Annotated in this window: 22 protein-coding genes and 2 tRNA genes; 14 read left to right on the top strand and 10 right to left on the bottom strand. The window is 59.4% G+C overall.

Annotation, left to right across the window (positions count from 1 at the left end; genetic code table 11):
- Position 1: 1 nt before the first annotated feature.
- Both sdhD and sdhC read right to left on the bottom strand, forming a co-directional pair.
- Positions 2 to 349 carry a succinate dehydrogenase, hydrophobic membrane anchor protein gene (sdhD, locus tag C8D72_RS02540; RefSeq protein WP_115852826.1) on the bottom strand — a complete coding sequence of 116 codons (348 nt, stop codon included), beginning with the start codon at positions 347 to 349 and terminating at the stop codon, positions 2 to 4.
- Positions 343 to 807, bottom strand: a complete 465-nt coding sequence (gene sdhC / locus C8D72_RS02535) for a succinate dehydrogenase, cytochrome b556 subunit (RefSeq protein WP_115853582.1) — start codon at positions 805 to 807, stop codon at positions 343 to 345. Before sdhC ends, sdhD begins: the two co-directional genes overlap by 7 nt.
- Before the next feature lie 318 nt (positions 808 to 1,125).
- On the opposite strand from sdhC, the gene C8D72_RS02530 reads away from it, so the two are divergent.
- On the top strand, positions 1,126 to 2,415 hold the full coding sequence (locus C8D72_RS02530) for a citrate synthase (RefSeq protein WP_115852825.1): 1,290 nt from the start codon (positions 1,126 to 1,128) through the stop codon (positions 2,413 to 2,415).
- Between the two features lie 462 nt (positions 2,416 to 2,877).
- Here the strand turns inward: C8D72_RS02530 and C8D72_RS02525 are convergent.
- From C8D72_RS02525 to gltX, 3 genes are all read right to left on the bottom strand, one after another.
- Positions 2,878 to 2,953, bottom strand: a tRNA-Glu gene (locus tag C8D72_RS02525).
- A gap of 8 nt (positions 2,954 to 2,961) precedes the next feature.
- Positions 2,962 to 3,037 (bottom strand) — tRNA-Ala (locus C8D72_RS02520).
- A gap of 78 nt (positions 3,038 to 3,115) precedes the next feature.
- A complete protein-coding gene (gltX, locus tag C8D72_RS02515) occupies positions 3,116 to 4,609 on the bottom strand; it encodes a glutamate--tRNA ligase (RefSeq protein ID WP_115853581.1) in 1,494 nt (497 codons plus the stop codon).
- Between the two features lie 165 nt (positions 4,610 to 4,774).
- On the opposite strand from gltX, the gene cydD reads away from it, so the two are divergent.
- The 3 genes from cydD (at position 4,775) to C8D72_RS02500 (ending at position 9,168) form a co-directional block, all read left to right on the top strand.
- Positions 4,775 to 6,565 carry a thiol reductant ABC exporter subunit CydD gene (gene cydD, locus C8D72_RS02510; RefSeq protein WP_115852824.1) on the top strand — a complete coding sequence of 597 codons (1,791 nt, stop codon included), beginning with the start codon at positions 4,775 to 4,777 and terminating at the stop codon, positions 6,563 to 6,565.
- On the top strand, positions 6,558 to 8,327 hold the full coding sequence (cydC, locus tag C8D72_RS02505; protein ID WP_170140477.1) for a thiol reductant ABC exporter subunit CydC: 1,770 nt from the start codon (positions 6,558 to 6,560) through the stop codon (positions 8,325 to 8,327). The genes cydD and cydC overlap by 8 nt, the downstream gene beginning before the upstream one ends.
- A 76-nt stretch (positions 8,328 to 8,403) precedes the next feature.
- Complete coding sequence (locus C8D72_RS02500) at positions 8,404 to 9,168, top strand: SDR family NAD(P)-dependent oxidoreductase (protein ID WP_115852822.1); 765 nt, start codon at positions 8,404 to 8,406, stop codon at positions 9,166 to 9,168.
- 58 nt (positions 9,169 to 9,226) lie between these two features.
- Here the strand turns inward: C8D72_RS02500 and C8D72_RS02495 are convergent, their stop codons facing one another.
- The gene (locus C8D72_RS02495) at positions 9,227 to 10,204 is read right to left on the bottom strand and encodes an NADPH:quinone reductase (RefSeq protein WP_115852821.1); all 978 of its coding nucleotides are present in this window, start codon (positions 10,202 to 10,204) and stop codon (positions 9,227 to 9,229) included.
- A 199-nt stretch (positions 10,205 to 10,403) separates the two neighbouring features.
- Between C8D72_RS02495 and C8D72_RS02490 the strand changes: the two genes are divergently transcribed.
- From C8D72_RS02490 to C8D72_RS02475, 4 genes are all read left to right on the top strand, one after another.
- A complete protein-coding gene (locus C8D72_RS02490) occupies positions 10,404 to 10,772 on the top strand; it encodes a CidA/LrgA family protein (protein WP_170140476.1) in 369 nt (122 codons plus the stop codon).
- The gene (locus C8D72_RS02485; protein WP_115852819.1) at positions 10,769 to 11,485 is read left to right on the top strand and encodes an LrgB family protein; all 717 of its coding nucleotides are present in this window, start codon (positions 10,769 to 10,771) and stop codon (positions 11,483 to 11,485) included. The genes C8D72_RS02490 and C8D72_RS02485 overlap by 4 nt, the downstream gene beginning before the upstream one ends.
- Positions 11,486 to 11,677: 192 nt before the next feature.
- On the top strand, positions 11,678 to 12,307 hold the full coding sequence (locus C8D72_RS02480; RefSeq protein WP_115852818.1) for a helix-turn-helix domain-containing protein: 630 nt from the start codon (positions 11,678 to 11,680) through the stop codon (positions 12,305 to 12,307).
- A 61-nt stretch (positions 12,308 to 12,368) separates the two neighbouring features.
- Positions 12,369 to 12,845, top strand: coding sequence for a very short patch repair endonuclease (locus C8D72_RS02475; protein WP_170140475.1), 477 nt, complete (start codon positions 12,369 to 12,371; stop codon positions 12,843 to 12,845).
- A 14-nt stretch (positions 12,846 to 12,859) separates the two neighbouring features.
- Here the strand turns inward: C8D72_RS02475 and C8D72_RS02470 are convergent, their stop codons facing one another.
- Entirely contained in the window at positions 12,860 to 14,170 is a 1,311-nt protein-coding gene (locus C8D72_RS02470; RefSeq protein WP_115852817.1) for a carbohydrate porin, read from the bottom strand.
- Positions 14,171 to 14,409: 239 nt separating this feature from the next.
- On the opposite strand from C8D72_RS02470, the gene C8D72_RS02465 reads away from it, so the two are divergent.
- On the top strand, positions 14,410 to 14,880 hold the full coding sequence (locus C8D72_RS02465) for a copper resistance protein NlpE N-terminal domain-containing protein (RefSeq protein ID WP_115852816.1): 471 nt from the start codon (positions 14,410 to 14,412) through the stop codon (positions 14,878 to 14,880).
- 24 nt (positions 14,881 to 14,904) lie between these two features.
- On the opposite strand, the gene C8D72_RS02460 is transcribed toward C8D72_RS02465, so the two are convergent.
- Positions 14,905 to 15,099 carry a CsbD family protein gene (locus tag C8D72_RS02460; protein ID WP_211308746.1) on the bottom strand — a complete coding sequence of 65 codons (195 nt, stop codon included), beginning with the start codon at positions 15,097 to 15,099 and terminating at the stop codon, positions 14,905 to 14,907.
- 171 nt (positions 15,100 to 15,270) lie between these two features.
- On the opposite strand from C8D72_RS02460, the gene C8D72_RS02455 reads away from it, so the two are divergent.
- From C8D72_RS02455 to C8D72_RS02440, 4 genes are all read left to right on the top strand, one after another.
- Positions 15,271 to 15,585 (top strand): DUF6482 family protein, encoded by a 315-nt coding sequence (locus C8D72_RS02455; protein ID WP_115852814.1) that lies wholly within the window; start codon positions 15,271 to 15,273, stop codon positions 15,583 to 15,585.
- 127 nt (positions 15,586 to 15,712) lie between these two features.
- Entirely contained in the window at positions 15,713 to 16,279 is a 567-nt protein-coding gene (locus tag C8D72_RS02450) for a DUF1415 domain-containing protein (protein ID WP_115852813.1), read from the top strand.
- A gap of 76 nt (positions 16,280 to 16,355) precedes the next feature.
- Positions 16,356 to 17,393 (top strand): tRNA dihydrouridine(20/20a) synthase DusA, encoded by a 1,038-nt coding sequence (gene dusA, locus C8D72_RS02445; protein ID WP_115852812.1) that lies wholly within the window; start codon positions 16,356 to 16,358, stop codon positions 17,391 to 17,393.
- 168 nt (positions 17,394 to 17,561) lie between these two features.
- Positions 17,562 to 18,539 (top strand): aldo/keto reductase, encoded by a 978-nt coding sequence (locus C8D72_RS02440; protein ID WP_115852811.1) that lies wholly within the window; start codon positions 17,562 to 17,564, stop codon positions 18,537 to 18,539.
- Between the two features lie 49 nt (positions 18,540 to 18,588).
- Here C8D72_RS02440 and C8D72_RS02435 read toward each other — a convergent pair whose 3' ends face one another.
- Together C8D72_RS02435 and C8D72_RS02430 are read right to left on the bottom strand one after the other, a co-directional pair.
- Entirely contained in the window at positions 18,589 to 19,596 is a 1,008-nt protein-coding gene (locus tag C8D72_RS02435; protein ID WP_115852810.1) for a succinylglutamate desuccinylase/aspartoacylase family protein, read from the bottom strand.
- Between the two features lie 75 nt (positions 19,597 to 19,671).
- Positions 19,672 to 20,409: a CDP-alcohol phosphatidyltransferase family protein gene (locus tag C8D72_RS02430; protein ID WP_170140473.1), complete on the bottom strand. Its 738-nt coding sequence runs from the start codon at positions 20,407 to 20,409 to the stop codon at positions 19,672 to 19,674.
- 297 nt (positions 20,410 to 20,706) lie between these two features.
- On the opposite strand from C8D72_RS02430, the gene C8D72_RS02425 reads away from it, so the two are divergent.
- Entirely contained in the window at positions 20,707 to 21,687 is a 981-nt protein-coding gene (locus C8D72_RS02425) for a zinc-dependent alcohol dehydrogenase (RefSeq protein WP_115852808.1), read from the top strand.
- The last annotated feature ends 19 nt before the right edge of the window (positions 21,688 to 21,706 follow it).

Genomic DNA, 21,706 nt, shown 5'->3' with positions numbered 1-21,706 from the left:
GTCAAACTCCCCAGATAACCTGCACACCCCAGACCACAAACACGAACAGGGCCAGGATGACGAATAGCAGCGCGCCGAACCGGATGGCGGCGGGCTTGATGTAGTCGGTTGCCACGATCCAGAGGCCTACCCAGGCATGGGCGGCGACGGAAACCAGTGCCAGCAGCGTGAACACCTTCATCCAGATGTGGCTGAAAAGCCCTGACCAGGCGGTATAGTCAAGATCAGGATGGAACAGTAGATACGCCACCATAAAGATGGTGTAGAGCCCCAGAATCACGGCCGAAGCACGCTGGATAATCCAGTCGGCCACACCATTGCGCCCCGGATTCATAATATTGATTACCATACCCAGACTCCTGCCATAACAACCAGCAATGCACTGATGATGATGGTCAGCTGTGCTCCAAGCTGACCGCCTTCAAGCGTTTCGCCATGCCCCATGTCCATGATGAGGTGGCGCACACCTGCTACAAAATGAAAGCCCAGTGCAGACAGGAGCCCCCAGAGCACCAGCCTGGCCAGAAAGCCGTGGGCCATGGCCTCGCGGACAGTATCGAACCCGGCAGGAGAGGACAGGGAGACCTGAAAGGCCCACATCAGAAAGATCAGACCAATAAACAACAAAATGCCTGACACCCGGTGCGAAATGGATACAAGGGCAGGCAGGGGAAACTGGATACTTGAAAGGTCCAGGTTCACCGGACGCTTGGCAGTCGACAAGGGTCGTTGACTCTTCACGGCGCTTTTCTCTCCCGGCCCGCATGAATAGACCACGGGCAGTTTTTGGTAGGATTCGATGATCATCAGGTCAGGTCGCCTGGACAGGCGATGAATCGCCCGTCGCGCGGCCATTGATTATATGTCCCTGCTATTCGGATGACAAATTGCCGCACATTTTTGTAAACATTTATAAAGTTCAAAATTCAAGCGGAAACAGACTATATTCGTGCCATGCGGGCATTAAAAAAAGCTTTTTGTTACGCGCACATGAAATAAATGCATCATCCCCGGGGCCGGGCGTGCATGGAATTGACAAACTGTCGCACCCGCTCAATAGTGGGCCCCAATGATCTGGCGGACATACCTGATAGAACAGCATCTTATACAAATCGAGGAGGCCTTATGGCTGACAGAAAGGCGCAACTGACGATCGACGGTCTGGACGCTCCCGTCGAGCTGCCTATCTATTCGGGCACCACCGGGCCCGATGTGATAGATGTCCGCGGCCTGATAGACCATGGTTATTTCACCTACGACCCTGGTTTTGTGTCTACCGCATCCTGTGAATCCGAAATCACCTACATCGATGGTGCCAACGGCGTCCTGCTACATCGCGGTTTCCCTATCGAGCAGCTGGCCACTCACTCCAATCACACCGAAATGAGTTATCTGCTGCTCAATGGCGAAATTCCCGACAAGGAAGCCTATGAGACATTCCGCAATAGCGTCTCACGCCACACCATGGTGCATGAGCAGATCGTCAATTTCTTCAAGGGCTTTCGACGTGACGCCCATCCCATGGCGGTTCTTTGTGGCGTTGCAGGTGCCCTGTCGGCCTTCTATCACGACAACCTGGATATCACCCAGGAGCATGATCGCCAGGTCTCGGCCATACGTCTGATTGCCAAGATGCCGACGCTGGCTGCCATGTGCTACAAGTACAACATCGGCCAGCCCTTCGCATATCCACGCAACGACCTTGATTACGCTGAAAATTTTCTCTACATGATGTTCAGCAATCCCTGCGAGGAGTACGAAATCAATCCGGTGGCGGCCAAGGCCATGGATCGAATCTTCATGCTGCATGCCGACCATGAGCAGAACGCCTCGACGTCCACGGTACGACTGGCAGGTTCTACCGGCGCCAATCCGTTTGCCTGCATCAGCGCCGGCATCGCAGCACTCTGGGGACCGGCACACGGCGGCGCCAATGAAGCGGTGCTCAACATGCTCGCCGAGATCGGTGACGAGTCCGAGGAGAACATTCAGCACTTTGTCGATCGCGCCAAGGACAAGCAGGACGCCTTCCGCCTCATGGGCTTTGGGCACCGGGTATATCGAAACTTCGATCCGCGCGCCAGGGTCATGAAGGAAACCTGTGATGAAGTGCTTGAAGAGCTTGGCATGGGCGATGATCCGCAGCTCAAGATCGCCAAGCGTCTCGAACAGATCGCACTGGAAGATGATTACTTCATCGAGCGCAAGCTCTACCCCAACGTCGATTTCTACTCCGGTATCATTCTGCGCGCTCTGGGGATCCCGAAGAACATGTTCACGGTCATCTTTGCCGTGGCACGTACGACAGGCTGGATTTCCCACTGGAACGAGATGATTACCAACGGCACTCGCATCGGACGTCCGAGACAGCTCTACAAGGGATATACGCAAAGAGATTATCCCGACCAGCAATAAGCTGATCGCCCAGACCCTGAAAAGGCCGTTGTTAACGGCCTTTTTTTATGCTTGTGAGACTACTGCGAAAGTCTTTCTGCCCGTTCCCTATCATGCTTTTTATAGCTTGACATCAGACCCGATTTCGCACTCTTGAGACAGGCACTTTATTGTCCACACAAACTGTGGATAAGCCTGTTCATAACGTATGAAGAAGGTCTCAAAATCGCCATATTCAGGGCGCTCCAGACAGATTGGATATTTTTTAACCACTCATAAACGATTGAATATAAAGACTTTTTTATAAAAACAATGAGATAGCCATTGCGCTTGAGACTGTCTGGACAGCAGCTCAGCAAAGGTCGAAACCGGTGGACAATTAGAGAGGGTGTCAAGCCCCTGATGCAGAAAATTTTGGCCGCATCGGGAAATGATCGAACACAACGATTGCGCTGTGCGAAGACTAAAATGATCAGCAGGAAGTGGCGTCCCATAGGGGGTTCGAACCCCTGTTACCGCCGTGAAAGGGCGGTGTCCTGGACCACTAGACGAATGGGACGTAAAGGGTGGTGGAGCCTAGCGGGATCGAACCGCTGACCTCGACACTGCCAGTGTCGCGCTCTCCCAGCTGAGCTAAGGCCCCAGTGCCCCGACCTGTGCAGAGTACTGCGGTCAGGAACGGGGCGCATCTTACTGATTGTACTGAAAAGCGTCAAGCCTCTTATGCATTGGATGCGGGCAAATCCCGATATTCCTTCTCCAGCGCTTTAGTCTGCTTCTTGGACACACCACCCAGTATCGCAATGGCGTGTCGCAGCCGTGCCCGGGTCATGTCAGAGCCCAGGATCACCATGGCATCCATGACGGAGGTCGAGGTCTGGCTGCCGGTGACGGCAATGAACACCGGCGCCAGAAAGGCCTTCATCTTGAGCTCGAGATAGCTAGACAAAAGCTTCACCTCTGACAGCAGCGCCTCCTTGTCCCAGGCACGGACATTTTCCAGCCGCCAGAGCAGAAACTGCAGCAGTCGGACCGTCTGCTCACGCGTCATGCCGGTCTCATCGAACTGCTCGACCTGCAGGTTCGGCAGCCCCGAGAAGAAATGACCGGCCAGCGGCATGACCTCGGCAAGCGTCTGCACACGCGGTCTGACCTGAGGCAGAATCTGCTCCACGTACTCTTCGTTGAAGGCCCACTGCATCAGCTTGCGCATGAAGGCGGCATCGTCGAGATCTTCACGAATGTAGACCCCGTTGAGCCAGGTCAGCTTCTCGAGATCAAATACCGGCCCGCCCAGCGAAATACGCTGGATGTCGAAACTGGCCATCATTTCATCAAGCGTGAACTTCTCGCGCTCGTCGGGCATCGACCAGCCCATGCGCCCCAGATAGTTGGTGACGGCCTGGGGCAGATAGCCCATGCGCTTGTAGTAGTTGATCGAGGTCGGGTTCTTGCGCTTGGAAAGCTTGGACTTGTCCGGATTGCGCAAAAGCGGCAGGTGACACAGCACCGGCATGTCCCAGCCGAAATATTCATAGAGCAGAATGTGCTTGGGCGCCGAGTTGATCCACTCCTCGCCACGCAGGACATGGGTAATGCCCATGAGGTGATCATCGACCACGTTGGCCAGATGATAGGTCGGCATGCCGTCCGATTTCATCAGGATCTGGGCATCCACCTGCGCCCACTCCACCTCAATCTCGCCACGCAGCAAATCCACAAAGCGACAGCTGCCCTCACTCGGCACCTTCATGCGCACGACATGCGGCCAGCCCTCCTGCTCGCGCCGGGCATGCTCGGCCTCATCCAGATACAGGTCATCGGGCTTGAGCGCGGCATAAAGCCCCTGCGCCTTGCGCGCCTCGCGCATCTCATCGAGTTCTTCGCTGGTGCGATAGCACTTGAAGGCATGACCGCTGTCCAGAAGTTTCTGGATGTGGGCGGCGTAGATATCGCCGCGTTCGCTCTGACGATAGGGCCCGTGGGGGCCGCCCACGTCCGGGCCCTCGGACCAGTCAATGCCCAGCCAGCGCAGCGAATCCAGGATCATCTGCTCGGACTCGGCCGTTGAACGCACCCGGTCGGTATCCTCGATACGCAGAATGAACTCGCCACCGTGTTGTTTCGCAAAGCAGAGGTTGAAAAGCGCCACATAGGCGGTACCGACGTGAGGGTCACCGGTCGGTGAAGGGGCAATACGCGTGCGTACAGTCATGAAAACGGCCATTGGCTGGAAAACGTGTCACTATTATACGCCAACTGGCACGCGCACTTAAGATAGCGTCATGCACCGCCCGCCCGGTACGGCTGCGACGAAGTACCGCTGTGCGTACAAGCGCATTTTTGTTGATATTGTGTTCCCGCTCTCGATGGAGCCGTCATGGCATCGAATGAAACACCGCGCCAATGGCTGCAGCGCACTGCCAGGCGAGGCGCTCGCTGGTCCCGACTTTCAGTCATCGCAGGCACCCTTTCCACACTGATTCTGCTGGTACAGGCATGGTGCATTGCCACCATTGCACAGCGCATGGTGATCGAAGGCGCCGATTTCTCCTCTCTTGTCGTCCCTCTCCTGCTGCTGCCGCCGGCCTTTATCCTTCGTGGCCTGATGGTTCGGGCCCGCACCATTTGTGGTGCGCGCGGGGGTATCGAAATTCGTCAGTCCGTACGCCGCGAGCTGCTCGAACGCATCGCCGTGCTTGGACCGCTCTGGGCACGACGCCAGCACAGCGCCACGCTGAGCAATCGTGTCTGGGATCAGGTCGATGCGCTGCAGGGCTTTTATGCCGACTACCGCCCACAGATGCTGCTGTGCGGCATTATCCCGGTGATCATTCTGGTAGCAGTGGCGCCCTTGAGCTGGGCGGCGGCCCTGATTCTGATCGCCACCGGCCCGCTGATCCCGATGAACATGGCCATGGTGGGCATTGGTGCCAAAAAGCGTCAGGAAGATCAGTTTCTGGAAATGGGCCGCATGAGCCGGCACTTTCTGGACACGCTGCAGGGGCTTTCCACGCTCAAGCTTTTCGATGTCAGCAAGCGTCAGGCGAAAGAGGTACATGCAACGTCCGAAGGCTTTCGACGCCGTACCATGCGTGTACTGCGTTTGGCCTTTCTCTCCTCGACCGTGCTGGAATTTTTTGCCTCTGTGTCGATTGCCCTTCTGGCGCTCTATCTGGGCTTTGTCTATCTGGGCCAGTTCCATTTCGGCATGTATGACCATGGCATCAATCTCTTCATTGGCCTGTTCATCCTGATTCTGGCCCCCGAGTTCTATCAGCCCCTGCGCGACCTGGGCGTTCACTACCACGCCAAAGCCGAAGCGGAGGCCGCCGCCGAGGATCTGATGCCCATTCTCAATCGACGCGTCTTCGAACGGGATACCGGTCAGCCACCGTGGCAGCCCGAAGGCAGCCTCAAGCTCTCTCTGGAAGGCCTGACGGCACGCTATGCCGGTCGCTCGTCGGCAGCGCTGGAGGATGTCACCCTCGACCTGCGCGCCAATGAGATGCTGGCCGTTATCGGGCCGAGCGGTGCGGGCAAATCGACCCTGCTCAACGTTTTGATGGGCTTCATGCATCCCGAGGCAGGCACCATCAATGTGACGGATGGCGATCAGCCACCGCGCGCGCTGACCGACATTCGTCCTGATGACTGGCAGCATCAGATCGCCTGGGTCGGCCAGTCAGCCGTGATCGTGTCCGGCACGCTTGCCGATAACCTGCGACTGGCCAACGCTCAGGCAGATGATGCGGCCCTGCTGGACGCCCTGGAACAGGCAGCACTTCATCACTGGCTTGCCGGGTTGCCCGACGGGCTTGAAACGCAACTGGGAGAAGGCGGCCGGGCAGTGTCCGGCGGTCAGGCACGACGTATTGCCTTGGCGCGCGCCTTTTTGCGCGATGCCCGCCTGGTACTGCTTGATGAACCGACCGCCAGCCTTGACCAGGCCAGCGAACGGCTGGTCATGGAAGCGCTGGCGCGCCTTTGCCGGAGCCGCACGGTGGTACTGCTGACCCACCGGATGGAGCTGCTGGCGCTGGCCGACCGCGTGCTGATGCTGGATCAGGGCCGAGTGCAGGCGCTGGACACACTTGATGCCCTTCGCGCGCCCGGCGGGCCACTGGCGCGCCCGGCCGCGACCGATATGTCGGAGATGCGCGATGTTTAAACAACTCCTGCCCTATCTGCGCCTCATGAAACCCTGGGCCTGGCTACTGGGGACCGGAATTGCCCTGCAGCTGATCGCACTGGCGTCCAGCATTGGCCTGATGGCCCTCTCGGGCTGGTTTTTATCCGCCTCGGCGCTGGCCGGCTTGAGTATTGCCACGGCGCAGACCTTCAATTACCTGCTGCCCTCGGCCGGCGTGCGCTTTTTTGCACTGTCGCGCACGGCCACCCGCTATGGCGAACGGCTGGTCACCCATGACGCCACCTTTCGTCTGTTGTCACGGCTGCGACGCCACGTCTATGAAAAACTTGAGCCGCTCTCCCCCGCCCAGCTGCAGCGTCACGGTGAGAGCGAGCTCATGACGCGCCTGACGGCCGATGTGGACGCCCTCGATGGCCTCTATCTACGGGTCCTGGCGCCCTCCATCGTGGCATTGCTGGGCATCGTGGTCTGTGGCGTGGTCATCGGTGTCTTTGCCCCGGCCATCGGCATGTTTGCCGCCCTCGCCCTGCTGCTTTCGGGTCTTTTGGGGCCGTGGCTTGCCTGGCGCGCCGGCCGACCCCATTCGGATGCCTGGCAGCAGGACAACACCCGCCTTCGTGCTCGCCTGCTGGAGCGGCTGAATGGCCTGTCGGAACTGATGATCTACAACCGCTGGCAGGGCGAGGTCGATCACCTCATCAAGGGCGAGCACGCCCGCGACGCCCATGAGTATCAGCTGGCGCGCCAATGGGGCAGCTCACAGCTGCTCTCCCAGGCACTGCTGGGTTTGACGCTGACCGGCGTACTGGGCATGGCCGGCTGGGCCGTCACCCACCACGGCATGAGTCCGGTCCTGGTGGCCCTCATGGGCCTGGCCGTCATGGGCGCCTTTGAGGCCATTGCTTTGCTGCCGCAGGCCTGGCAACACCTGGGCCGTATTCAGCGCGCCGCAGCGCGTCTGGACGATATCCAGGCGCACATACCGGAAACCGATTTCCCCGACGCCGGTGAGCAGCAAATGCCCGAAGGAACTCGACTGTCGATCGATGACCTGAGCGTTCGCTTTGACGCCGGTGTCGCGGCCGTGTCTTCGCTCAGTCTGGCAGTCGAGGAAGGTGAACACCTGCTGATTCTCGGGCCTTCCGGCAGCGGCAAAACGACCCTTTTCAATACGCTGATCCGATTCGTTTCGCCGAGCGGTGGCAGTATTACGCTGGGCGGCGCGCCCCTGAATCGGCTGTGTGAGGCCACCCTGCGCGCGCAATTCACGGTTGCCCAGCAGGAGACGCACCTTTTTGCTGCCAGCTACCGCGATAACCTGACCATGGGCCGGGCCATCGATGATGACGAGATCATGGCCGTGCTCGACGCTCTGGCGCTGGGTGACTGGCTGGCGCATCAGCCCGACGGGCTGTCAGGTTTTCCGGATGAGCGCGGCAGCTCCCTCTCCGGCGGCCAGTTAAGGCGCTTTGGCATCGCCCGCACTCTGCTGCGCCAGGCCCCCATCGTTTTGCTCGACGAGCCTACCGAAGGTCTGGATGAGGCCACCGAGCAGCAGGTATGGAACACGATTCGCGACTACTGCCGTGGGCGCACACTGATCGTGATCACCCACCGTCTGACGCAGCTTGAGTACTTTGACCGAATCGCCATGTTCGATGACGGCCGTCTGGTCGAACATGACACGCCCGATCGCCTTCTTGCGGAGACCGATAGCCGGCTGGCCACACTGTACCGGCGTATCGACCCCGAGCTTGCCGGCCTGATGCGTTCGGCCTGACGCTGCAACCTTCGCTATGCTTTGAGGATCTTTCGTGATCTGACATCAAATCCTCATTGCCCCGGCGAGCCACGACATGCCTGACCACCTTCCCGATCAATACACCGCCGTCATCACCGGTGCCGGCGGCATCGGCCGCGCCCTGCTGGCAAGACTTGCCCGGGACCCGCGAGCCGGCCGAATCATTGCGGTGACCCGCCACCGTGAGCGACTGGAACAGGATGCGCAGCTGGACTGTGACCGGCTGGACATTGTCGACGCCGATGTCACGACCGAGCAGGGGCTGGCAACGCTCAGCGCGTACCTGCACCAGATCCCGATCCATCTTCTGTTCAACACCATTGGCGTGCTGCACGACGGCCAGAGCGATCAATCGGTGGCCATTGCTCCTGAAAAGCGCCTTGAAAGGCTCTCCCTTGAGGCCCTGCATCACGCCTTTCATGTCAACGCGGCCACGGCCGCCATGCTGATCAGCACCCTGGCGGATCGCATGATTCGCCATCCGGCCATCATGGCCACGCTGTCGGCGCGTGTTGGGTCGATCGGAGATAACGAACTGGGCGGCTGGTACGCCTATCGCGCCAGCAAGGCAGCGCTCAACATGCTGATGAAGACGGCATCGATCGAGTTCAAACGGCGCAACCCGCAGGCCATCGTGCTTTGTCTGCATCCGGGCACCACGGATACCGAGCTTTCCAGACCCTTTCAGGCCAGAGTGCCAGCGCAAAAGCTGTTTACACCGGATTTCGTGGCCGAGCGACTTTTGGAGGTGATCAATCGACGCACCCCTGATGACAGCGGCGCGTTTTATGACTGGAACGATACGCCCATCGAGTGGTAGGCAGGCGCACGCCGGCAGCCGTCCATACGAACGCTGCCAGCGTGTGTCCTCTCTCTGCTCAGGGAATCAGAATGGTCGAGCCTGAGGTGCGGCGGGACGCCAGGTTCTGCTGCGCCTCCCCGGCCTCATCCAGACGAAAGCGACAGCCGATATTGACGTGCACACTGTCATTGCTCATCACCTGGAAAAGTTCCTGGCTCATCGCCTCCAGCCGCTCGCGGGTATCGGCATAGCCGGCAAGGCTCGGGCGCGTCACGAAAAGCGATCCCTTCTGATTCAGAATGGCAAGGTTCACCCCTTCCACCGGGCCGGAAGCATTGCCAAAGCTCACCATCAGGCCGCGCGGCGCCAGACAGTCCAGCGACGTCTCCCAGGTATCGCGTCCGACCGAGTCATAGACTACCGGACACATCTGCCCATCGGTCAGTTCACGGACGCGCTCGACCACATTCTCTTCCCGGTAGTTGATGGTCGCCCAGGCCCCGTTCTTGCGGGCAAGGGCCGCCTTTTCGGGCGTGGATACCGTACCGATCAATCGTGCCCCCAGGCTTTTGGCCCACTGACAGGCAATCAGGCCCACTCCGCCGGCGGCAGCATGAAAGAGAAAGGTGTCACCGCTTTTGATCGGATAGACCTGACGCAGTAGATACTGCACGGTCATCCCCTTCAACATGGCAGCGGCCGCCTGATCAAAGCCGATGCTGTCCGGCAGCATGATCACCTTGTCGGCCGGCAGGGTATGGTGTGTCGAATAGGCGCCCAGCGGGCCGGTGGCATAGACCACCCGATCACCTTCCCTGAATTCGGTAACCTCTTCACCTACTGCCTCGATCACCCCGGCCCCTTCAGTGCCCAGTCCCGAAGGCAGCTCACCCACCGGATAGAGACCAGTGCGCACGTAGATATCGATGAAGTTGAGGCCAATGGCCCAGTTGGTGACCCGCACGTCTCGCGGCCCGAGGGCCTCGGGCTCGAATTCACGCATTTTGAGCACTTCAGGCCCGCCGGTTTCTGCAAATTCAATGCGTTTTGCCATGAACCATTGTCCCCAATAGAAGGTATGAACAAGAAATCGTAGTATCAGCGTGACAGGTGAGCTGATGCCAGCAAGCATTCACGATTTGTCACTGCATTCCCTTATATCATTAGCTTATCATGACCTGAAGACCTGGCCCGCCAGGCCTGTATCGCCTGTCCTCGGGAGAGGTATCGACCGACTTATTCCAGAGGCTGCAATGTTAAAGGGGTTCATGTGGCTGATGATCTTTCTGGTCATCGGCAATCTTTTGCAGGCGACGCTGGCACTGCCCGTCGTGGGAAGTGTGCTGGGCATGCTGGTGCTTTTTCTGGTTCTGATTGTCCGCCAGCGCTCTTCACGCTCGATGGGCGTCGCCGCCAGCCATCTTATCCACTATTTCACCCTGTTGATTCTGCCCAGCGCCGCAGGTCTTTTTTTTCTGGGTACCTCCCTGACCGATAACTGGCTGAAGCTTTTGATCGCCATCGTACTGGGGACGCTGATCAGCAGTGTGGTGACGCTTGTGACGATGCAGGCCATGGTGCGCTGGCAACAGCGTCGGGATGACGCGGCAGGCGCTTCATGAATCTTCGAACGCTGGCCCAGGAGATGATGGCAACGCCAGCACTGGCCATTGTGATGACACTTGCCGCCTATATGCTTGCCCTGTCCCTTTATCGGCTGATGCGCCATCCCAGCTGGGCGCCCCCAATGCTGACCGGCAGCCTTCTTCTGGCGCTTTTCATTGCGGTATTGCCGATCGATTACGACACCTACTATCTCGACGCCCATTGGCTGACGCTGCTTCTGGGACCGGCCACGGTCGGGCTGGCGATTCCCCTTTACGAGCAGTTTCAACACATCAAGCGCCTGCTGATCCCCGTGACGGTGAGCCTTGTAACAGGATCGATCACCGCCTGCGCGGCGACGCTTTCCATCGCCTGGGCACTCGGGCTGTCTCCCGACATTCTGGCATCGCTGGCTCCCAGGTCCATTACAACGCCCATCGCCATTGGCGTTTCAGAAGGACTGGGCGGCTATCCCGGCCTCACCGCCGGTATTGTAACGGTGACCGGCATTCTGGCAGCCTCCACCATCCCGCCACTGGCCATTATGCTGCGCTGTCAGGATCCACGCGTTGTCGGTCTGGCACTCGGACTCAACGGACATGGTCTTGGCACAGCACGTGGATTCGGTATCGATGCACAAACCGGTGCCTTTGCCAGTCTCGCCATGGCGCTTAATGGCGCGCTCAGCGCCATTGTTCTTCCTCTGCTGGCAGGCTGGCTGAGTCAATAACGATTTATCAGGTTTTTCTGATGTCTTTTTCTGTTAAAGAGTGACTCTTCACCCCTACTTTCAATTAAACAGGTTAATACCAAAAAATTAAATTCATTGATCTTGGTTGTGTTCAATTAGTGACAAACTACTAAACATACTTAACATGCAGCTCGCTATGCTGGCTCGCTTATGAGACATGTGAGGCCACGCATGAACGAGTTGGGCGAGCGCATTCGCAAATTGCGAGAACAGTGTGGACTAAGCAAGGCTGAGCTGGCCCGTCGCGTAGGCGTTTCAGATGTCACCATTTCCTATTGGGAAAATGGCACCATCAAACGTGTGGGACATTCGCGTCTGGAACCGTTGGCAAGGGCACTGCGCTGCAGCATTTCGCATCTGCTGAGCAATACGCGGGACACCTCCGGCGGCAGTCACGCCATGCTGCTGTCACTTCCTCTTTATCCATTAACAATTTCCCCCGAAACGGTCGGTATCAATGCCGTACCGATATCGCATTTCCCCATGGGGTTTATCGACAATGGGCTGATTAAAAAGGATGACTATTTACTGACACCACAGCATCCCGGCCACTTTGATTTCTGCCCACCGGGTACCCTGATGCTGGCAAGACATTGCTCTCGTTTTAACGGCAATGGTCTTTACCTTATTGAGAAAGATGCTCGCATGATGGTTAAAAGAGTCGAGCAGGCATTCAACATGATCCTGAATATTTTTGGCGAGGCCAACAGTCACGATCCCGAAGAGAAAACACACGGTGACGAGATTGTCTTCCATGCTGCCATTCCCGCCGTCTGGCCAATGAAGGTCATGAACTTCTGACATCATGACCGGTGCATGATCTCCTACACTCAACGCTTTGACTTGTGTGAAACGGGAGGTCATGACCTTGGTCGATGTTGTCGACGCTGCGACACGATCCCGCATGATGGCGGGCATTCAGGGCAAAAACACAAAGCCGGAGCTTCTGGTCAGACGCTATCTGCATGCCTGTGGCTATCGGTTTCGTCTCCACCGGCGCGACCTGCCGGGCACCCCCGATCTGACCCTGCCGCGTCATCATTGTGTTGTGTTCGTGCACGGCTGCTTCTGGCACCGTCACGAGCACTGCTTCTATGCCACATCACCGGCAACACGAAAAACCTTCTGGCAGGAAAAACTGGAGGGTAATGTCATGCGCGATCGCCGCCAGCTGGAACAGCTCAATGCCCTCGGCTGGCGCGCCATCGTTGTCTGGGAGTGCGGGCTGCGTCACATACCGGCGCAGCTTCATGAGATTGTGCCGCTGATCGAACATGGCTCAAGCGTTGAAGAGTGGCCCCCTCAGCCGCCACGCATCCGCAGGGCGCCACCGCAGTAGCGCCCTGCACTGGACTAGAAGGTGGCCAGTACCGAAAGACCGCCTACCCATGCGCTGTCCACGTCACTGTCTGCTCCGGGATGGCGCACGTACTGCAGATTGGGACGAAAGGCCAGCCAGGGGGTGGCCTGCAGGGAGTAGTAGAGTTCAGCGTTATACTCCTCGCCCTGCCGCGGTACATAGTCCGGCGCGGACGATCCGCCCACGAGCGCTGCATTGCCCGAGCGCGACCAGGCGTCATAGTCATCGTTGACGTGGGCGTAGGCCAGACCCAGCCCGATCTCATCCTGCTCGCGCCCCTCGAACGGTCCGGTATAGGTCACACCGGCCGACAGGTAGCGATCAAAGGTGGCCGTATCGCCGTCGTTCCACGTGCCCATGCTGAACACGCTCAGCCCGCGATCGCGATCATCGTCATGACGGGTTACCTGCTGGTTGATGACATAGTAGAGCCCGTAGCGATGGCTCTTCTCGGCATCCGAATTGCTGTCACGCGAGGAATAGTCATCGGCATCGGCGCTGCTGTAGTAATACCCCAGCCGATACTGGCCCGGCAGCCCGTTAATCCCCTCGTCCGGCTCGAAGCCATACTCCACCGGGATCAGGGTACCGCTGGTGCCACTGTGTTTCAGATCCAGCCCGTGATCACGATCGAGGTTGGATTCGTTGAGATTGAAAAAACCGATCTGGGCATACTGCTCATCGGTGATGTTCCATTTGCCGACCAGCGCCCACTGGGAGATCGGCCAGTTGTACCAGAGCCCCCCGTTCTGGTTACCGGGCTCGCCGCTGCCCAGATAAAGGTTTTGAAAGTTGCTGTCATAGACTGCAAAGTCATCGCCTACCGGCACACGCCCTGCCTTGATCTCGAAGGTGTCATTCATATAGGACTGGCCATACCACAGCTGGGTAATGCGGGTGACACTGCCACGCCCATACACTTCCTGAGTGGAAGAGACGCCCACGCTGTTGGGATTGTTGAGAACATCGTTGTTCAGACTTTCGCCATTACGGTTGCTCAGGGTGAACTGAAACCGCGCATCAGGAATGCCGAGCAGACGATCAAGATCAAAATTGGCGCCGGCCGTCCATTGGTCGGAATAGCGACCGGTACGCTTGTCACGAAAGCCGCCATCGACGGAATAGGCCATCTCGGAGATGTGCTCGAGGCGAAAGGCAACGCCCTGATCGGCCAGGTCAGAACGCACACCGCCCCAGTCACCGAACATATAATCGCCGTCGGGATCGAAAGCGCCCGCTGCCCAGCCCTGTGACGTCATTCCCATGCTGATGAGCGCCAGCGTGCAACACCATCCCTTTTTCATGCCCGATCCCTTTGCAATGTCATATTCGAATTAAGTTAAAGCACAGGGATTCTCGCCCCCAGCGCCGTGAACAACAATAGCCCCTGGACTATGGTCGCGAAATGGCATGGATGATGCCGGGCTCACGGCGCCAGAGTGTCACAGAGACATGACCAACCGGATCGTTTAGGCTTCATGAGATTGGCAGGCAGGAGTATAAGCACCCGCCAGAGGCAGATGATTTCAGGACAGCAAGGAGCATGACATTGACACGTTTTAGCGCACTGACGCTGACAGGGGCACTGATGGGGCTTTTGATGACCGGTTGTGATCAGGGTCATGATAATGCTACCACCAGCTCGTCACAGCGCAGTTCCGGTACCAACCAGATTTATGGCGGTTCCCTGCCATGCGATAACTGCGATGGCGTGGATACCGAGCTGGCCCTGAACTTCAGTACGGACAGTGCCGGGGGCGTTTATAACCTGACCGAAACCCCTCGAGGCGGGCCTGAGGATGGGCAGACGCAAAAGCGCAAGGGAAACTGGAAGGTGCTCAGCGGCAACGCCGTACCCGGCGGCGGCACAGTCTATGTGCTGCATCCCGCCCGCGGCGACGACGAGCATGAGCCCATCTATCTACTGATGGAAGACAACACCACGCTGCAACTGGTCGATGAGCGTTTTCAGCCGCTGGAGACCGACCACAATGACGAGCTTCACAGGCTCTGATGCCCTGAAGACAACACCGACATGTCAGCGTCGGCCGTGGAAGCTGCTTTCGGCCTGGCGCTGGGCCTCTTCGGCAGAGAGGCCCTGCTCCTTCTCGAGTCTGGCGGCAAGCTGCTGAATTTCGCCCTCATCGCTGAGCGCCTCATCATCACAAAGCGTTCCCCATGCCTCCTTGACCTTGCCCTTGAGATCTTCCAGCGGCGGGCTCTTGTCGCTCATCAGCATGTCTCCGAACTATTACGCAGGATGCATTGATCATAGTGCCTGCTGCAGGGGCGCGGTATCGCCCCGGCATTTAATGACAATTTTTAACTCTGCCGGTACAGGGCTTTTGGGACAGACGGGCTACCTTGAAGAAGGTCATTGATTACGGAGGCCATGGAGAGGCAGATGAAACTCAACGAACTGACTGAAAAAGCACACGCCCAGCAGATTGATGAAATCGTCATCGAATCAATGGAAGGCGATATCTTCACCGTGCATATCACCACCGGTGGCGAAACCGACACCCTGCTCAACGAAGATGACACGATCCTGACGCCACAATCCCTTAACTCTGCCAAGACCATGCTGCGTGAGATGGGTGGACTGGAAAGCGTCCCGATCTATCTCAAACACAGCGTTACGCATGATGAAATGATGGGCTCCGAGACCGAAACCGCCGACGATCGCATGCCCATCACGCTCGAAGGCGAGGCCTGGTAGTCGGCCGGCCGGCGGCATCACCTGACAGCAATGCGTCTTTCGCGCTGTACATCATGCCGCTGGCGGTTAGTATATCGGTTTGGGGCCGACACACTGTCGGCCCTTTTCCTTTAAAAAAGAGCCTGTTTTGACAACACATCCACTGGAGGCCACCCGACGCTGGGTCAGGGACTGGGTCATGGCGCACGATCTGTGCCCGTTTGCCGCCGCCGAGTTCGAGCGAGAGCGTATTCGCTATCGCCTGCTTGACGGTGCTGACGATGCCGCCCTGCTCATGGCCGTGATCGAAGAGTGCGAGCATCTTGACCAGCATCCGGACACGGAAACGACGCTTTTGGTCCTCACGCCCGGCGCCGAGGACTTCTTCACCTTTCTGGACAAGCTCGACATAACCGAGCGGCTCATGATCAGCGAAGGCTACGAAGGCGTCTATCAGCTGGCAAGCTTCCACCCTGACTATCTGTTCGGCGACAGCCAGGCCTCACCCGGCCAGGAAGACGCTGCGGACTACACCAACCGCTCTCCCTTGCCGCTTTTCCACCTGCTTCGCGAGACCAGCCTCGAAGCCGCACTGGCACGTTTTCCCAATCCAGAGCGCATTCCCGAGCGCAATCAGGCGCTGCTCAGAAAGCAGGGTGTGGCGTGGTGCCGCCAGACACAGGACGCCATTTCCAGTGAAACGCCGTCGTCCTGATTGGGTGAATGATCGGGGCTGTGAGAAAATGACAATCTGCCTTCAGACCGACCCGTAACGCCGGAAAACATCTGCCATGCCCGCCACCACCCCGCTTCACGCCGCTGACGCCGCGCGCCGTTTTTCCATTGCTCCCATGATGGACTGGACGCCGCGCGATCAGCGTGCGTTCGCACGTACCCTGACCAAACGCGCGCTTTTGTACACCGAAATGGTCACGACCGGCGCCATCCTGCATGGCAGCCCGCGTGAGCGTTTTCTCGGCCATGACGCGCTTGAATATCCGCTGGCGCTGCAGCTGGGCGGCAGTGACCCCGCGGCGCTGGCCGAATGTGCCGCCATCGCAGAAAGCTGGGGCTATCAGGAGGTCAACCTGAACGTCGGCTGCCCGAGTGATCGCGTGCAGAACAACATGATCGGCGCCTGTTTGATGGGCTACCCCGAGCTGGTGGCGCGCTGTGTGACGGCCATGCAGGCAGCGGTCACGATCCCGGTCACGGTCAAGTGTCGTATCGGCATCGATGATCAGGACGAGGATGAAGATCTGGCGCGCTTTATCGAGACCGTGGCGGCCGCCGGCTGCACGACTTTTACCGTGCATGCCCGCAAGGCCTGGCTTGAGGGGCTCTCTCCCAAGCAGAATCGCGACGTGCCACCGCTGAACTATCCGCGTGTGCATCGCCTCAAGGCCGCCCACCCCGAGCTGCATATCGGCATCAACGGTGGCCTCAAGAGCATCGATGACTGTCAGCGCGAGCTTGCGCACGTCGACAGTGTCATGGTCGGGCGCGAAGCCTACCAGAACCCGTTCTTGCTGGCGCACGTTGACCGCGACATCTTCGGGGAGGCCACCACGCCCCCCACACGACATGAGGCCATGCAGGCCTTTCGGCCCTATCTGGTTTCCCGTCTTGAAGCAGGCGTGCGGCTCAATCACATCACGCGCCACCTTCTCGGGCTCTTTACCGGCTGCCGCGGCGGGCGTCGTTTTCGTCGCTATCTCTCCGAAACCGCACACCGACCGGATGCCGGTATTGATGTCTTCGATCAGGCGCTCGCCCTGGTGGATGATATCGACGCCGAACGAGAGCTGCCGGCACACATGCCCGGCTGAACCCACTCCCCTGAAGCCTCTGCCTGAGGCGCTCTTTTTCCGGCAGCTCGATGTGGCGTCGAGCTGCCATACGCCAGCCTTTCAGAGTTGTCCTTTCCGCCACCCTGGCCATACTTGACGCACCGCCCGGAGCAGATCCGGGCACACCATGATCGTCAAGGAGGCGCTATGCGTTTTGAACTGCCAGGCAGGATGGGGCTGGGCACGGCTCCCCTGGGCAACATGTATGAAGAAGTACCGGACACGCGCGCCATCGAGACGCTGCGCACCGCCTGGGACGCCGGCATCCGTTATTTCGATACGGCGCCGCAATACGGTGCCGGACTGTCGGAAATGCGTCTGGGTGAGGCCCTGGCCGACGAACCTCGCGGTACTTACGTGGTGTCCACCAAGGTGGGGCGTCTGATTCTTGAAGAGCAGGAGCAAAAACAGGGAATTTTTGCCCAGGGTCGTGCCAACAAGGTGGTGTATGACTACTCGGAATCCGCGACCCTGCGCTCGATTGAAGAAAGCCTCGAACGCCTGAACATGGACCGCATCGATATCGCCTGGATTCATGACTGCGCGTCTGATGCCCACGGCGAGCACTGGGAGGAGGTGCACGATCAGGCCATGAATGGCGCCGCGCGCGCCCTGACGCGACTGCGCGAGGAAGGCGTGATTCGCGCCTGGGGGCTGGGGGTCAATCGCGTGGAAGCCTGCACGCGCGCGCTTGAAAGGGCCGACCCCGATGGTTTCCTGCTCGCCGGGCGCTATTCACTGCTCGACCATGAAGGTGCCCTGAGCACCCTGCTGCCGGAGTGTGACCGCCGCGGCGCACGCCTGGTCATCGGCGGTGCCTACAATTCGGGCATTCTGGCCGGGGGCGATCACTATGACTACAGGCAGGCCTCCGATGAGGTGCGTGAACGTACCCGGCGCCTTCGCGATATCTGCGAGCGCTTCGGGGTCGATATCCGCGCCGTAGCCCTGCAGTTCAGCGCCGCGCCACGCGCCGTGGCGGCCGTGATTCCGGGCACCACGCGTCCGGAGCGCATTGCCGAAAATCAGGCCCTGATGACGACCGCCATTCCCAGCGCCCTGTGGCAGACGCTCTGGAATGAAGGGCTTGTGTCGATGGATGCTCCGATTCCCGCCGCCGGCTGATCGATTTTACTGCACCATGCCCTGACGCTCGGCGTCAGGGTCTCCTCTCCTACTCGACGCGCGCCTGCCAGGCTTCCACGGCGTGTTCGGCATCCCCCAGCTCGTGAAAGCGGGCAATATGAAAGACCGCCTCGCCCTCGTTGACCAGCGGCAGATTGCTCATGCCGATCACGATCCCCTCGCTTGAGGCCAGCACATCGCCCTCCTCGTTACCAAAGGGGCCGGCCACGATCCCCAGTCGTTCGCCCTTGACCACCCGCGCCCCCAGTCGAACGCGCGGGCGCAGCACGCCATCAATGGGCGCGCGAGCCCAGCTGGAACTGCGCGCCACCTCGGAAGCCGGCACCTTGCTGCCACGACCGGCCGGCAACATGTCCAGCAAACGCATGACCCGCAGTACGCCGCGCACACCGGCACTGATGGCCCATTCATCAAAGCGCAGCGCTTCGCCCGCCTCGTAGGTCAGCACCGGGATACCGCGGCGCTCGGCATATTCGCGCAGACTGCCGCCGCGCAGTTCGGCATTGAGAATCACCGGCGCGCCAAAGGCATCCGCCATGGCGCGGGTCTGCTCGTTGCGTTCCAGCTGGGCGCGAATCTGGGGCAGGTTGGTGCGATGGATGGCACCAGTGTGCAGATCCAGAATGTGCGTGGCCAGATCCACCACCTGCTCACGAAAGAGCGCGGCAATGCGTGACCCCAGCGATCCTGACTCGCTGCCGGGAAAGCAGCGGTTCAGATCCCGACGGTCCGGCAGATAACGGCTGTGCTGGACGAAACCGAACACATTGACGATCGGCACGGCAATCAGGGTCCCGCGCAGACGCGACAGTGACCGCGTCTTGAGCACCCGCCGAACGATTTCCACCCCGTTGATTTCGTCACCATGAATGGCCCCGCACACCAGCATGATGGGGCCTTCCCGGCGGCCATGAACGACCTCTACCGGGATATTGAGCGGTGTGTGGGTATAAAGACGGGCTACCGGCACATCAATCTGGCGGCGCTGGCCGGGAAGCACCTGCTCTCCCGCCAGTACAAAGGCGTCACGGGCCATACGGATACTCATCAGGGCGTTGAAAGTAGAGGCAAACGAGACACTGTATCGGCTGTTCTCGCCGGAAATACAGCCTTATCGAGGGCGACGTCGGTACAGGTCGGTGATATCCACGGCAAAGGAGATCAGCAGCAGCAGTAGCGACAGTGCCAGAAGCAGATTTGACCAGGGCGTTGCCACCCAGGGCAGCAGACACGTCATGAGCGTAGAGACCTGCCAGACACAGATGGTCTTGCGACGGTAGCTGACCGGCAGCTCACTTCCGAGCCAGGGCCATCGCCAGGCGGCGGCAATCAGCAGATAGCGCATGGCGCCAATGGCCATGATCCACATGCCGGCCTTGGCCTGGATCACCAGCATCAGACACAGCATCAGGATGAAAAAGGCATCGAGTTCCATGTCCAGACGCGCGCCAAAACGACTCTCGGTGTGCGTCCGACGCGCCACAAGGCCATCCACCCCGTCCAGCGCCAGCGCCATCAGGGCCATGGCAAACACCAGCAAATGGTGTTCATTGATGAACGCCGGTAGTGGCAGCATGGCAGTGAGCAGCGCGATCAGCACTGCCCGCCCCAGGGTAACGCGATTGGCCCAGCCAAGGCGCTGCTGGCCAGCGGGCCAGCCATATATCATCACCCCGACCAGCACCAGATAGGCGCCTCCAGCGCCGGGATAAAGTGATACCGGCGCCATGTCCATGACACGCAGCACAAATGCCAGCAGCATCAGCCCGACAAACCCGACCAGAAGCTCCCTGCACACGCCGGAAGCGGGCCAGGTGAACTGGCGTATGGCAATCCGTTGTTCACGCATGTCGAGGACCTCCAGTACCATCAGCAGACATTCCTGCCCTTGCCCGGTCATGTTCTGGACAGCCCCGGAAAGGACATACAATATTCATCAGCATGTCATCATACAGCAGTAAAAGCGGATGCCTTCATGATAAACCATGTTACCAAAAAAGCGTTTGATCACCTTTTGTGACGCAATGCTCACGGCTGGAGCAGGTTGACTCAAGCTTTGCACGACACGGCGAATGCATGGACAGTGTCTATACTACCCGGCGCCCTTTGGTGGCACAGTGTCATTCCACAACGCACAGGGTCATGAATGAGCTCGGACAATACCGCTCGCGCCTTCTGGGTCGAAGCCCCCGGACAGGGCGTGATTCGAACACAGCCGTTGGCAGTTCCCGGCCCCAATGAGGCCAGGGTTCGCACCTGTTACAGCGCCATCAGTCGGGGCACCGAAACGCTGGTCTTTCACGGCAGGGTTCCTGAAAGCGAACATGCGCGCATGCGCGCGCCCTTTCAGGAGGGTGACTTTCCGGGGCCGGTCAAATACGGCTATTCCAGCGTGGGCGTGGTGGAAGTAGGCCCGCGGGAGCTTGAAGGCCGCTACGTCTTCTGTCTGCATCCCCATCAGGACCGCTACGTGGCCCCGGCCGCCATGCTTATCCCCCTGCCTGATGGGCTACCTGCCGAGCGGGCCGTGCTGGCCGCCAACATGGAAACGGCGCTCAACGGCCTGTGGGACGCTGCCCCCCGCATCGGTGACCGCATTGCCGTTATCGGCGCAGGCGTTGTCGGCACGCTCATGGCCTGGCTGTGTCGCAATATCCCGGGCACCCGGGTCGAGCTGATCGATATCGACGACTCGCGCAAAACGCTGGCCCGAGCACTGGATATCGCCTTTTCAACGCCGGCACAGGCGCAGGGAGAATGCGACCTGGTCATCCATGCCAGCGGCAGCCAGGGCGGGCTTCAACAGGCGCTGACCCTTGCCGGGCAGGAGGCGACCATTATCGAGATGAGCTGGTTCGGCGCGCAGTCGGTCAGTCTGCCGCTGGGCGAGGCGTTTCACTCGCGCCGACTGACGCTGAGGGCCAGCCAGGTCGGCACGGTCTCCCCTTCCCGCGCGGCACGGCGCACGCATGGTGAGCGCATGACACAGGCCCTGTCGCTGCTGGAAGATGACCGCCTGGACATCCTGATCGATGCAGAAAGCGCCTTTGAAGCGCTGCCCGAGACCATGGCGCGCGTGACCACCGAGCCCGGCACGCTGTGCCACCGCATTCGCTACAGCACCTGATTCATTTTTTCTTTTCGGA

This window comes from Kushneria indalinina DSM 14324, assembly GCF_003385845.1.
GTDB classification, from domain to species: domain Bacteria; phylum Pseudomonadota; class Gammaproteobacteria; order Pseudomonadales; family Halomonadaceae; genus Kushneria; species Kushneria indalinina.
The sequence above is the reverse complement of the archived record's forward strand: the minus strand, read 5'-3'. Positions and strand labels throughout refer to the sequence as shown.

What these genes read in the sequence shown, in the direction of transcription:
- C8D72_RS02455 (WP_115852814.1), top strand. Translation starts at nt 15,271, where the DNA reads ATGAAACTCAACGAACTGACTGAAAAAGCACACGCCCAGCAGATTGAT.
- cydC (WP_170140477.1), top strand. Translation starts at nt 6,558, where the DNA reads ATGTTTAAACAACTCCTGCCCTATCTGCGCCTCATGAAACCCTGGGCC.
- C8D72_RS02470 (WP_115852817.1), bottom strand. Translation starts at nt 14,170, where the DNA reads ATGAAAAAGGGATGGTGTTGCACGCTGGCGCTCATCAGCATGGGAATG.
- C8D72_RS02440 (WP_115852811.1), top strand. Translation starts at nt 17,562, where the DNA reads ATGCGTTTTGAACTGCCAGGCAGGATGGGGCTGGGCACGGCTCCCCTG.
- C8D72_RS02490 (WP_170140476.1), top strand. Translation starts at nt 10,404, where the DNA reads ATGTTAAAGGGGTTCATGTGGCTGATGATCTTTCTGGTCATCGGCAAT.
- C8D72_RS02495 (WP_115852821.1), bottom strand. Translation starts at nt 10,204, where the DNA reads ATGGCAAAACGCATTGAATTTGCAGAAACCGGCGGGCCTGAAGTGCTC.
- C8D72_RS02530 (WP_115852825.1), top strand. Translation starts at nt 1,126, where the DNA reads ATGGCTGACAGAAAGGCGCAACTGACGATCGACGGTCTGGACGCTCCC.
- C8D72_RS02435 (WP_115852810.1), bottom strand. Translation starts at nt 19,596, where the DNA reads ATGGCCCGTGACGCCTTTGTACTGGCGGGAGAGCAGGTGCTTCCCGGC.
- gltX (WP_115853581.1), bottom strand. Translation starts at nt 4,609, where the DNA reads ATGACTGTACGCACGCGTATTGCCCCTTCACCGACCGGTGACCCTCAC.
- C8D72_RS02475 (WP_170140475.1), top strand. Translation starts at nt 12,369, where the DNA reads ATGACCTTGGTCGATGTTGTCGACGCTGCGACACGATCCCGCATGATG.
- sdhC (WP_115853582.1), bottom strand. Translation starts at nt 807, where the DNA reads ATGATCATCGAATCCTACCAAAAACTGCCCGTGGTCTATTCATGCGGG.
- cydD (WP_115852824.1), top strand. Translation starts at nt 4,775, where the DNA reads ATGGCATCGAATGAAACACCGCGCCAATGGCTGCAGCGCACTGCCAGG.
- dusA (WP_115852812.1), top strand. Translation starts at nt 16,356, where the DNA reads ATGCCCGCCACCACCCCGCTTCACGCCGCTGACGCCGCGCGCCGTTTT.
- C8D72_RS02430 (WP_170140473.1), bottom strand. Translation starts at nt 20,409, where the DNA reads ATGCGTGAACAACGGATTGCCATACGCCAGTTCACCTGGCCCGCTTCC.
- C8D72_RS02465 (WP_115852816.1), top strand. Translation starts at nt 14,410, where the DNA reads ATGACATTGACACGTTTTAGCGCACTGACGCTGACAGGGGCACTGATG.
- C8D72_RS02480 (WP_115852818.1), top strand. Translation starts at nt 11,678, where the DNA reads ATGAACGAGTTGGGCGAGCGCATTCGCAAATTGCGAGAACAGTGTGGA.
- C8D72_RS02460 (WP_211308746.1), bottom strand. Translation starts at nt 15,099, where the DNA reads ATGAGCGACAAGAGCCCGCCGCTGGAAGATCTCAAGGGCAAGGTCAAG.
- sdhD (WP_115852826.1), bottom strand. Translation starts at nt 349, where the DNA reads ATGGTAATCAATATTATGAATCCGGGGCGCAATGGTGTGGCCGACTGG.
- C8D72_RS02500 (WP_115852822.1), top strand. Translation starts at nt 8,404, where the DNA reads ATGCCTGACCACCTTCCCGATCAATACACCGCCGTCATCACCGGTGCC.
- C8D72_RS02485 (WP_115852819.1), top strand. Translation starts at nt 10,769, where the DNA reads ATGAATCTTCGAACGCTGGCCCAGGAGATGATGGCAACGCCAGCACTG.
- C8D72_RS02425 (WP_115852808.1), top strand. Translation starts at nt 20,707, where the DNA reads ATGAGCTCGGACAATACCGCTCGCGCCTTCTGGGTCGAAGCCCCCGGA.